Consider the following 12411-nt stretch of genomic DNA (forward strand, 5'->3'; position numbering starts at 1 on the left):
AAAATCGTATAATGTAGCCAAAGAAAGATGGCATTTTTATACCGATTTGTTCAGCGATAGATTTCACCATAAAATTAGGACCATTACCTATATAAGTAAACGCTCCAAAAAATACTGCTGCAACAGAAATGGCTTTTAAATCTAGTATAGAATCAGTAAATGTACCGCCTTCGGCAAATGCAACTACATCGCCAATGGTATTAATACTTCCTCCCTGAGAGGCAAGTGCCGCTGTTAAGAAATTGATGTAGGTAGGTGCATTATCTAGAAATCCTGATAAAATACCTGTCCCCCAATATAATGTGTTATGACTGATTAATTTAGATCCTTCCGGTGATGCTGCAAAGCCACCTACCAGCTCAAGAGCAGGCATCATAGTACCAAATATGCCTATGAATATAAATGCAACTTCTCTAATCGGTTCAAAACTAAATTCATTACCTCTTATAGCCTCTTTGTTAGCAAACTTGTAAGACATGAAAGCCACGGCAAACATGATGATCTCTCTCAGGAATGAGAACTTTTGCCCATCATAATGAATGGCAGGTACCCAATCTAAAACGTTGGGATCTAGAAATACAGAGGCAATAACTAATGCTAACCACCCAAAATTTCTGACACCTATGAGCTTTACTTTACCAGTGAAACTCATCTCTTCTTCACCAGTGCCGTAATCAGATGTATTTCTCTTATCGAACAAATAGAATACAACTAATAATATGATAAGTGCGAATATCCATGGCAGCAAATTATGCTCAAGCGTCCAGAAAAATGGAACTCCTTTGAGAAAGCCTAAAAATAATGGAGGATCACCAATTGGAGTTAAAGAGCCGCCAATGTTGCTCACTGTAAAAATGAAAAATATGATGTGATAGGCCTTTATTCTCGTTTTATTTAACCTGATAAAAGGTCTTATCAACAACATTGAAGCTCCTGTAGTACCTATAAGGTTAGAGATAACAGCGCCTACTAATAATAAGAGCACGTTAGCTGCAGGGGTAGCTTTTTTATCGATATCGATCATGATACCGCCAGAAGCTATAAACAATGAAGCCAAAAGTGCTATAAACTGTACGTATTCTGCCAGAGCATGAACCGGTCCATGTGTATTATGAAGCACTAATAAATAATAAAGGACCACCATTGCAGCAAGGAGAACAGCTACAATTGGATAGTTTTTGTGCCAGAAATGTTCGTAGAATAAAGGACCTGTTGCTATCATTAGCAATAGCACCACAAAAGGTATCACAGTCCAGCCTGGAGGAGCTTCACTATGGTGTTCTCCGCCTTCTTCCGCATGAGCCTCTTCTGCATGACTTTCGCCTGCATCATGCTGATTATCAACAACTTCTTGTTTTGTGGAATCCTGATAGGTATCTGATGGAGCGCTGTACCCATAGATGGTCGTAAATCCGAGTAAAAGAAAAATTATTAAAAACGCTCTTCTCACAAACTATAGATTTTTTACTAAAATAACCTAAACTGAATGAATTCCAACACCTTCCGTGAAACCTGTAACGGGCTCAAAGATATAGAATACTATTGAATTTTAAAGCCTAGTTTCATTAAGATGCTATTAACAAACCAATGAATTACACGAGTTGTTTAAGAGCAATTTCAAAGGAAGTTTTAGCGATTTCTGTTTTCTTAGGATTTGCCTTGTAAGTCTTCTCCAAAGCTTTCTTTATTCTTTCAGAAGTATCAGAAAAAATAGCATCATCATCAAGTGACACTTCACTTTCCATGAGGTAAGCAAAAACACGTGCCATACCACAGTTTGCTATAAAGTCTGGTATTACTGAAAATTTACTGTCGGCAAACAGACCAGTCGGCCCAAAGAATATTTCCGGATCTGCAAATGGCACATTGGCGCCACACGAGAAAACTTCCAATTTCGAGCTAATCATACGCTCAACCTGATCTTTTGTAATCAGTCGCGATGCAGCAGCTGGTATAAATATTTCAAAATCAAGATCCCAGATCTTTTCGTTGATCTCATCAAATGGTAACATATCGGCTGCCACCAACTTATTGCCATCTCTGGATGTGTACAGCTCTTTAATTTCATCGAAAGTAAAGCCATTTTCATTAATCAAACCTCCATCGCGATCAATAATCCCCACAACTTTTACACCCATTTGAGTGAGATAGAAGCCTGCAGCCGCGGCTACATTACCCCAACCTTGAATTACAGCCCTTTTGGTATTAACACTGCCTCCCCAAAGATCATAATAGTGTCTGACAGCTTCAGATACACCATACCCTGTGATCATATCAGCAACAGTGTACTTTCTTTTTAGTGAAGGTGAATATTTCTCGCTCTCGAGAACTTTGATCACACCATTTCTCAACTGCCCAATACGGTTTATAAGCTGAGGCTCTCTTGGCTGAAAATGACCTGTAAATACACCTTCTTGTGGGTGCCACACCCCAACATCTTCTGTAATCGGAATTACTTCATGGATTTCATCAACATTTAAATCACCACCGGTACCGTAGTAATATTTAAGTAAAGGCTTTACAGCTGCATACCATCGCTCAAGTACACCTTGCTTACGCGGATCGTTGGGATCAAAATTTATTCCAGATTTCGCGCCCCCGATGGCCGGACCAGAGACTGTAAATTTAACCTCCATGGTTTTAGCCAAAGACTCAACTTCACGTTTATCAAGGCCTTTTCTCATTCTGGTACCTCCACCAGCTGCACCACCTCGCAATGAATTGATAACTACCCAACCTTCTGCCTCAGTTTCAGGATCACTCCATTCAAAGACTATTTCCGGCTTTTTATCTTCAAATTTCTGAACGAGATGCTTCATGTATTTACTTGGTTTTGTACTTAAAAACTGTTGATTTTAACAGGGGGCAAAGCTAGACAAATTATTCAAAAATTACGCCCGAACTAGAGTCTGTTGATGCACCGGTAACGCTCGACAAACAATTGGTCTCTTTTCTCATACGCAGCACACCTAGGAACGCGAAAATTATAGCCTCTTTAAAGTCAATTAATTTTTTGTCTGCCTTTGATATCTTGACAAGTTCTGGCGTAAACGCTTTCAGTTTATCAATCAAAAAAGAATTATATGCGCCCCCTCCTGTGATTAATACATGTTGCTCTTTGCCGTCTATGGGAAATATTTGAGCAATTGCTTCGGCTATATGAGTAGTATATGTAGCAAGTAAATCAGTTATGGGAAGATTAGAGTTGTCTAGTAAAGGAAATACCTCATTGGCAATTTGCTCATAACCCAGCGATTTTGGATGGGACTCCTTGTAGTAAGTCCAACTATTGAGTCTTTCAAGCAATTTGGCATTTACATTACCACTTCGAGCTTGATTTCCATTTTCATCATATCTATGACCTAGCTTTTCTGTCAACCTGTTGAGGATCATATTGCAAGGTGCTATATCGAATGCCACTCTCTTACCCTGCTGCTCAAAAGAAACATTAGCGATTCCGCCAAGATTAATACAGTAATCGTATTCCGAAAACAACAATTGATCACCTATTGGCACCAGTGGAGCTCCCTGACCGCCAAGCGCAACGTCCTTAGATCTAAAATCATTAATAACAGGTAGGTCAGTTGCTAGATGCATTTCTAGTCCACTTCCTATTTGTAGAGTCATACCGTTATGTGGTTGATGAAAAACAGTATGCCCATGAGAAGATATAAAATCGACTTTTAACGCTTTCTTATTTATAAACTGCGCTACCACTTCACCTATCCATCCACCTAGCTCAATATCTAGATAGGTTAATTCTTCTCCGGAAAGAGTGGTGGCAGCTTTTAGCTTTTTTAGTAGATTCTCAGGATATGAAATAGTCTCAGCGACTTTACAGTCAAACTTCCATCGATGATTCTCCAAAAAAAATTCGCAAAATGCTATATCTAACCCATCAAGCGAAGTACCCGACATAAGGCCGATAGTTTGGTAGTTGTTTTTTCTATCCATAATCACGCGTCAATCTGTCCACCAAGATACCACGAAGCCATCTCTCTATGAACTAAAAATTGGTAGTTTTGAGTTGAACATACATTTGACCATGATTAATCTCGTCATAGACTTTGGAAACACTCGCACAAAAGCAGCAATTTTTTCTGAAAATAAGTTGCTAATAAAGGAAGATAATGCTGATATAAACTCAATTCAAAGCCTTATAACCACTCATGAGCCTACTCATACCATAATAAGTAGCGTGAGTGTGTCACCCGAAAAGCTTAAAGCCCAGTATGGAGACGATGCAATTATTTTAAATCATCAGCTTCCTTTACCCTTTTTACTAGATTATAAAACCCCTCAAACTCTTGGTCTCGATCGTATAGCTGCCGTAGCTGGTGCTCAATATTTATTTCCTAAAACCAATTGTCTGGTGATTGATGCCGGTACTTGCATCACTTATGATGCTATTGATGCTAAAGGCATTTACCATGGGGGAGCAATATCACCTGGTGTAAAAATGAGATTTAAAGCTCTTAATACTTTTACCGCAAATCTTCCGTTGGTAGAACACTCAGAAAATACCCCTTTAGTGGGCCAAACGACAAAAGAATGTTTGGAAAGTGGTGTTATTTACGGAGTTATCGGGGAAATAAATGAATTTATTCGGATGTATAATCACAAATTTGCAGATTTGCAGATCATTATATGCGGTGGGGATACCAAATTCTTTGAAAACAGGTTGAAAGCTGACATATTTGCAAGCCCTGAATTGGTTTTAACAGGTTTGAATAGGATTTTACTACATAATGTATAAGACAAAAATTAAGATTTTTCTGGCAGCAGGTTTGGTCTCATTGAGCTACCTTTCTTTAGCCCAGGTAAGTAAATCACCTTTTACATCCAGAGGAATCGGAGATATAAACAACTTGTCACTAGCCCATAATCAGGGAATGGGGGGTGTTGGTCTCAGCAATGGTAGCTACTGGTACCTTAATAACATGAACCCTGCGTTGCTTCCAAACAACACACTTACCGTATTTGGTGCAGGTCTTGTAATGGAACGCAGAACACTCAGCAACAACTCTACGAAAGAAACAAACGGAGGTGGTTCTTTAGGTTATTTAGCCACAGCTTTTCCTGTAAAACCAGGTCGATGGACCACCAGCGTAGGTTTATCCCCTTTTAGTACAGTAGATTATAGCTTTACTTTCGAAGAGCAAGTGACTGATACTGTCTTCACAGATATAACTGAAGCTGGTTCTGGTGGATTTTCTCAGGTATACTGGGCTAACGGTGTTAGGTTAAACGACAACTTTTCTGTTGGAGTAAAAGCTACTTATCTATTTAGTTCTATTGAAACGTCATTTTCGAACCAGATCAAATCACGCAACTCAGATGACCCTGTAAATCTTCAGCCTACCGTGCTTGACAGAACTTCTGTCTCTGATTTCTTGTTTCAAGGAAGCTTTGCATTTAAAAAAGATTCCATCTTTAATAATAAGATCAGGTTTAATGCCGGTTTTACTTATGACTTTGCTTCTGAAGTAAATGCAAATCAACTCAAATCAACAGAACTTCAGTTAGATGGAGCACCCATCACAAATGACACGCTAAGCAGTAACGAAAATGGAAGTATTTATTTGCCAAAAGCATTTGGTGGGGGTATTTCTTTTAATAATGGCATTAAATGGGCTGTTGGTTTAGATGCCACATATAGACCATGGTCAGAATATAAAAACTTTGAAGGTGTAAATGAAGGTCTTGAAGATGCCTACACAGTAGCATTAGGAGGCGAGTATACACCTGACCCTTCTTCCGTAAGTAGTTACCTCAAAAGAGTGACTTACAGGCTTGGTTTGTCGTATGAAAATACACCTTATGTGATAGATGGTAATCAGGTTAAGGATTTTGGCATTAATTTTGGCTGGTCTTTACCAGTGAGTCGTTTCTCAAGTCTCGATATGGCTTTTAAATACGGCCAGAGAGGCAAAATAAGCGAAACACGCCTGGATGAAGAGTATTTCAGGTTTACACTGGGGGTTAATTTCAACGACCAGTGGTTTATTAAACGAAAATATGATTAGATAATAAATTAGATTATGAACAGGATAATGAAACACTTTCTTTTAGTAGCCTTTGTTTCAGCACTAGCTTTTAGCGCAAGCGCACAATGTGACGAATGGAAATGGCCAGAAGACAAAAAAACAGCAGAGGAGAAAAATGTATTGTATAACGATGCATTGAGAAATGATGACTTTGAAAAAGCCAAAGGACCACACCAATGGTTACTTCAAAATGCTCCTGACCTTCACTCTGCCATCTATATAAATGGTGAAAAAATATACAAAGGCCTAGTAGAAGCTGCTGATGATGCTGGTAATGATGATGCCAAGCAAAATTATGTAGACTCTCTTATGCTTATATATGACATGAGAGCTCAGTACTGCAACAATGAAGCAGACGTAGTACTTAAAAAAGCTTATTCTGCTTACAGATATAATATCAAGCAGAAAAGTCAGATGCCTGTAATTCTCGAGCTTTTTGACAAGGCTTATGAGCTAAATGGCAATAATATGGACTACTACATGATTCTTCCTTATATGAGTACTGTACAGTACAATGCTAAGTATGTGAAGAATCTGTCTGATACTCAGATCTTAGATTACTATGAGAGAATCCAGGGAATCATCGATTACCAGATCGAAAATAAGTCTAAGCAATCTATTGTAGATAAACTTAAAGACTACAAAGGAACTGTTGACGGTATACTTGTAGGTCTTGTTAACATTGACTGTGACTTCGTAAGAACAAACCTTGGCCCTAAGTTTCAGGAAAATCCTAATGACCTAAAATTGGCTAAAAAGATTTTCGGCTTCATGCTTAACGGTAAGTGTACTGACGATCCTCTTTGGTTACAAGCTGGTGAAACTATCATGGCTAATGAGCCTGATTTTGGTATCGCTAAATCACTAGGTGCTAAATTTAAAGCAGCTGACGAAGATGAGAAAGCAACTAAATACTTCAACCAGGCGCTTACTCTTACCGAAGATCCAGATAAAAAAGCTGATATATACATTCAGTTAGGTTCTATGAAATCAGGAAGTGCTGCCAGAGAGCTTTACAGAAAGGCCCTTCAGGTAGACCCTTCTAAATCTGAAGCTTATTCTGCTATAGGTTACTTATACTACTCTAGCTTCGACCAGTGTGCTGGTAAAGAAGATATGATCAAAGATAGAGCCGTATTCTTAGCAGCTTATGATATGTTCCAGAGAGCTGGCAATACTAAGATGATGAACTCTGCTAAAGAGCAGTTTCCTTCAAAAGAAGAAATATTTACGTTCAACTATACTGCAGGTGATGAAGTATCTGTTGGATGTTGGATTGGTGTAACTACGACTATTAGAAGTAGAGACTAATCATAAACACAAATCATATGGAAAAGCGGTGAGCAGTACTTGTTCATCGCTTTTTTGTTATAATTTTGTAGGCAATTAATGATGATAAAGCACTTAATTTTTCTTTTAGCCATCTTTGCAATAGGTGCCTGTACAAGTACAGAGCAGGACATTGAAAAGATAAAAGCATATGAAGGCCCGGTGCAGGAAGCCGAAAACGTAGAGCTGTACTACAGCGAAGACGCTAAAGTGACCACTAAACTAAAAGCTCAGTCCTGGTTGCAATATGAAAACGGTGATCAGGAATTTCCAAAAGGTATTTACATGGAGTTTTTTGATGAGCAAGGTAATATAACCTCAACCCTGAAAGCCAACGATGCCTATTACTTCGAAGAAGAAAAAAAATACCGAGGCCGTGGTGATGTTGTGATAAAAAACCTGGAGCAAAATCAACAATTAAATACTGAAGAATTATTCTGGACGCCTGAGAATGAAAAAATGTACACCGATAAATACGTAAGGATTCAACTTGACAAAGAAGTTTTTTACGGTCGCGGGTTAGAAGCTAAGCAGGATTTCTCATGGTATGTATTAAAAGAAGTAGAAGGAGAATTTACATTAGACGATGAGTAAATTTTGGCCAACCATAATTTTTTCTATCACTGTAGCACTTTTTATCATAGGTGTTCACCAAACTATTACTTTAGGATTTGCCTATTCTTACTGGATTTTCATGTTATGTATAAGCTTACTATTTTTATACAAGCTTATAAAGCCTAAATCTTCTGATAATCAATAAATGGACTTTGACCTGATTCTCGTAATCCTTGGCTCCCTGGCCTTCTCGGCTTTTTTTTCGGGAATAGAAATAGCTTTTGTATCTGCAGATAAATTGCACATTGAGTTACAAGCTAAAAAAGGTTTTCGCACCGGCTTGATACTATCTAAGTTCATAAAAAACCAATCCCGATTTATTGGCACAACTCTCATTGGTAATACCATAGCACTTGTTATTTATGGTATTTTTATGGCTAAGCTACTCGACCCATACATCAGAGCGTTTGTTTTAGAGTCTCTTACTACTCAGCTGTCTGTTGCAGAACCTCTGATCTTGGTTTTACAAACTATACTATCAACTTTACTCGTACTTCTCACTGCAGAATTTTTACCTAAAAGTATTTTCCTCATCAACCCAAACTGGCTATTGGGTGTGTTGGCTTACCCAATTAATCTGGTGTATTGGATTATGGGTCCGGTTGTCTGGGCTATTGTTGGAGCCTCTAAATTCATCATCACAAAAATATTTGGTCTCAAATATTCTGAAGATCAGGCTGCCTTTGGTTTGGTTGATCTTGATAACTACATTAAAAACACCCTGATGGCAGATCAGGAAACCAACGTAGAGCTGGACACAAAAATTTTTAACAATGCACTTGAATTCAAAACCATTAGAATCAGAGAGTGCATGATTCCACGTACTGAGTTGGTGGCGGTAGACATCGAAGATGACATTGAAGAATTAAAGCAAGCTTTTATAGACAGTGGACATTCCAAAATCATTGTTTACAAAGAATCTATAGACAATGTTATCGGTTATTGTCACTCACTTGAGTTGTTTAAAAAACCAAAAAACATCGCTGATATACTGACACCGATAATTATCATTCCAGAAACAATGCTGGCAAATGAGCTCATGATCCAGTTCATTTCGGAGCGTAAAAGCCTTGGTTTGGTAGTTGATGAATTTGGCGGAACTTCCGGTATAGTGAGTATAGAAGACATCATCGAGGAGATCTTTGGTGAAATACAGGATGAGCATGACGATGAAAATTGGATCGAACAACACATCGGAGACGCTACATATCTTTTAAGCGCAAGACATGAAGTAGATTATCTGAACGACAAATACAACTGGAATCTACCTACTGGCGATTACGAGACTTTAGGAGGACTGATCTTATCAATTACAGAAGATTTGCCTCAAAAAGGTGACACAATTACCTTACATCCTTTCAGATTTACTATTCAATCTACACACGACATTAGAATAGACACTGTTAAACTTACTTTTGAAGACCAGGAACCTTTGTAAATAAAATATTTGGTCTTACTTTCGGAGTTTGATATTAGGCGAATACTCTGTAAATTTGCGCCTCTTTGAACAATATGCAAATAACATTATAAAAGCATTATGGCATTAATAAACACGTTAAGAAATAAGATGGGCAAGGTAGTAGTGGCACTCATTGCCGTAGCTATCATCTCATTTGTTATGGCCGACCTACTCGGGCCAAACTCTTCGCTCTTTGGCGGAAATGACAATCAGGTGGGTGAAATTGCTGGCGAAGATATTTCTCTTGAAGAGTTTCAAGGACTCGTTCAGCAGCAGGAAAGTAACTATGTGATGTCTTTTAACAGACAGCCTGGTGAAAGAGAAAAGCCTACACTAAGAAATCAGGCGTGGGAGTTGTTAATTGCTCGCTATGCTTTTGAAAAACAATATGAAGAAGTTGGTATTGAAGTAACTTCTGACGAAGTATGGGATATGATGCAGGGCAAAAATATAAGCCCGGGCATCCAGCAGTCTTTCACTAACCCTGAAACTGGCGAGTTTGACAGAGACCTATTCTTAAACTTCTTACAGCAGCTACCAAATGCTGCGCCTGAGCAACGCTACAGATGGGAGATCTTTAAAAAAGATCTTAAGCCAGGCCGTGAGCGAATCAAATACGAAAACCTTTTAGTAAAAAGTGTTTACGCTACTAACGCTGAAGGCCAAATGGAATACCAGGCCCAAAACAATGTAGCTGAGGTTAAATACCTTTACGTGCCTTTTTATGCTATAGGTGACTCTGCTGTGACTGTTTCTGACAGCGACCTTAAAAGTTACTACAACGACCATAAGGAGCAATACAAAGTAGAAAATACAAGAAGCCTTAAGTATGTTTCTTTTCCTGTAATTGCATCTGCAGCCGACAGTGCTTTTATAAAAGAAGAGCTTAATGAGTTAAAAGAAGAATTTAAAACTGTAAAGGATGATTCTACTTTTGCTGGTGTAAATACTGATGGCAACACTTTCTTCTCAAAATATCAGGCGGCTACATTACCTAGACAACTTGGTGCTAATGTTAGCAACTTGTCTAAAGGAGATGTTAGAGGTCCTTATCTTAATGGCGAATATTACGACCTTTTCAAAGTTTCTGACATCTATGAAGATACTGTAGATTACGCGAAAGCTAGCCACATCCTATTTGGTGAAGGTGAAGAAGCAAAGCAAGAAGCTGAAAGAGTACTTGAGGAATTGCAAAACGGGGCTAATTTCTCAGCAATGGCTGCTCAATATGGAACTGATGGTACTAAATCAAGAGGTGGAGACCTTGGCTGGTTCAAAACTGGTGATATGGTAGAAGAGTTTGAAGACGTAATTTTCAGCGCTAACGGAACCGGTTTGATTAACAGAGTAGTGGAAACAGAATACGGTTACCACATAGTAAGAGTCGATGAAACCAAAACCAACACTGTTTACAAGGTAGCAACTATTCAAAGAAACATTACTCCTGGTGATGAAACGATAAACGAAGCATTTAGAGATGCAGACTTATTTGCTTCTCAAATAGATGACCTTGAAAGCTTTGAAGAAGCTGCTGATAATGACTCTTTAAATGTAAGACCTGCAGAGAAATTAAAGAAAAACGACCGTAGAGTTGGTGTACTTGGCGATGCCAGACAAATAGTACAATGGTTGTTTAGAGATGCGTCAGTAGGAGATATTTCTGAAGTATTCGAACTAGACGATCAGTATGTTGTAGCTGTAATGACTGGAGAAACTGAAGAAGGTTATCAGTCCCTCAACAATGTACGTGCTGAAGTAACAGCTAAGGTTAAAAACGAACTGAAAGGAAAGCAGATCATAGAAAAACTACAGGGTCTTTCTGGTTCACTTGAAGATAAAGCTACAGCTTATGGTGATGACGCTAATGTTTACACTTCAAGCGACCTTAAACTAAGTGCTAACTCTTTACCAACTGTTGGTTACGATCCTTATGCAGTAGGTAAAGCATTCTCTTTAGAAAATGGTGAATCTACAGAGCCGTTTGCTTCAGAAAATGGTGTTTTAATTATTGAAATGCTTAATAAAACTGTGGCACCTGAAATTGCAGATTACTCAATCTACAAAACACAAATGACTCAAAACGCTCGTAACAGAGTTGGTTTTAGCATAGGTGAAGCGATCAAAGAGAATGCTGACATAAACGATAAGCGTTACAAGTTTTACTAGTAGATATATTGTACAATTACACCAAAAGCGGGGAACTTTGATCTCCGCTTTTGTTATTTATAAGCCATGAGTGATAATTCAATACAATCGTTTAAAGAAAAGCTAGACAAAGAGTATGAGTGGCCATCACTCTATACTTTTAAATTTATTGTTCCTAAGGGCAAGGAGGGAGAAGTTAAAAGCCTCTTCAACAATCACGATGTAAGTGAAAAGCAATCGAGCAAAGGAAACTATATAAGCGTAACCGCAAAGATAATGGCTGAATCGAGCCAAAAAGTGATCGAGTATTATATTGCTGCAAATAAAATAGAGGGTATAATAGCCTTATAATGAGATTTTCGATTCTCATCATATTACTTGTTATTGCTCAAGGTTGTGAAACAAGAAACACCAAACAAACAATACCCACAGCAGCAAAAAAGGACACAGCGAATGCTATCAAACCTGCCCCGGCCGAAGCCTTTAACCTTGACAGCTTTCAAAAACTGGTAGAGCAATATGAAGCCCCTGATCGTGCTAAGTGGCAAAACCCGGAGCTTGTAATAGACAAACTGGGTATTGTCGAAGGCAAGGTAATCGCAGATATTGGGGCTGGTTCAGGGTACTTTACTTTTAGGCTGGCTCAAAAAGGAGCCTCAGTAGTGGCCATCGATATCGATGACCGATTTTTAGAACATATAGAAAATCGAAAAGCTGAGCTAAATAACATTAATCCTGAATTAGTCACGACCAGACTCTCAACAGAAGAAGATCCTCTATTAGAATCAGAGGAGTTAGATGTAGCGTTACTGGTAA

At 38.5% G+C, this 12411-nt stretch carries 11 protein-coding genes; 8 read left to right on the forward strand and 3 right to left on the reverse strand.

What is annotated here, in order from left to right:
* The 3 genes from E1176_RS13945 to E1176_RS13955 all read right to left on the reverse strand — a co-directional run.
* On the reverse strand, positions 1–1450 hold a 1450-nt coding region (locus E1176_RS13945; RefSeq protein WP_425482584.1), incomplete at its 3' end, for a sodium:proton antiporter.
* A gap of 142 nt (positions 1451–1592) precedes the next feature.
* Positions 1593–2819, reverse strand: a complete 1227-nt coding sequence (locus E1176_RS13950) for a Glu/Leu/Phe/Val dehydrogenase dimerization domain-containing protein (protein WP_155211246.1) — start codon at positions 2817–2819, stop codon at positions 1593–1595.
* Between the two features lie 61 nt (positions 2820–2880).
* Complete coding sequence (locus E1176_RS13955) at positions 2881–3954, reverse strand: anhydro-N-acetylmuramic acid kinase (protein WP_155211247.1); 1074 nt, start codon at positions 3952–3954, stop codon at positions 2881–2883.
* 91 nt (positions 3955–4045) lie between these two features.
* On the opposite strand from E1176_RS13955, the gene E1176_RS13960 reads away from it, so the two are divergent.
* From E1176_RS13960 to E1176_RS13995, 8 genes are all read left to right on the forward strand, one after another.
* Positions 4046–4756, forward strand: a complete 711-nt coding sequence (locus tag E1176_RS13960) for a type III pantothenate kinase (RefSeq protein WP_155211248.1) — start codon at positions 4046–4048, stop codon at positions 4754–4756.
* Complete coding sequence (gene bamG, locus E1176_RS13965; protein ID WP_155211249.1) at positions 4749–6026, forward strand: BamG family beta-barrel-assembly machinery protein; 1278 nt, start codon at positions 4749–4751, stop codon at positions 6024–6026. Before E1176_RS13960 ends, bamG begins: the two co-directional genes overlap by 8 nt.
* A gap of 27 nt (positions 6027–6053) precedes the next feature.
* A complete protein-coding gene (locus E1176_RS13970) occupies positions 6054–7358 on the forward strand; it encodes a hypothetical protein (RefSeq protein ID WP_155211250.1) in 1305 nt (434 codons plus the stop codon).
* Positions 7359–7436: 78 nt separating this feature from the next.
* Positions 7437–7970, forward strand: a complete 534-nt coding sequence (lptC, locus tag E1176_RS13975) for an LPS export ABC transporter periplasmic protein LptC (protein WP_246206061.1) — start codon at positions 7437–7439, stop codon at positions 7968–7970.
* A 166-nt stretch (positions 7971–8136) separates the two neighbouring features.
* A complete protein-coding gene (locus tag E1176_RS13980; RefSeq protein ID WP_155211251.1) occupies positions 8137–9429 on the forward strand; it encodes a hemolysin family protein in 1293 nt (430 codons plus the stop codon).
* Between the two features lie 99 nt (positions 9430–9528).
* Positions 9529–11616, forward strand: coding sequence for a peptidylprolyl isomerase (locus E1176_RS13985; RefSeq protein ID WP_155211252.1), 2088 nt, complete (start codon positions 9529–9531; stop codon positions 11614–11616).
* A 66-nt stretch (positions 11617–11682) separates the two neighbouring features.
* Positions 11683–11946: a DUF493 family protein gene (locus E1176_RS13990; RefSeq protein WP_155211253.1), complete on the forward strand. Its 264-nt coding sequence runs from the start codon at positions 11683–11685 to the stop codon at positions 11944–11946.
* On the forward strand, positions 11946–12411 hold a 466-nt coding region (locus E1176_RS13995), incomplete at its 3' end, for a class I SAM-dependent methyltransferase (RefSeq protein WP_155211254.1). The genes E1176_RS13990 and E1176_RS13995, both read left to right, overlap by 1 nt.

Origin of the sequence: Fulvivirga aurantia, assembly GCF_009711475.1 — a bacterium.
Classification (GTDB): Bacteria; Bacteroidota; Bacteroidia; order Cytophagales; family Cyclobacteriaceae; genus Fulvivirga; species Fulvivirga aurantia.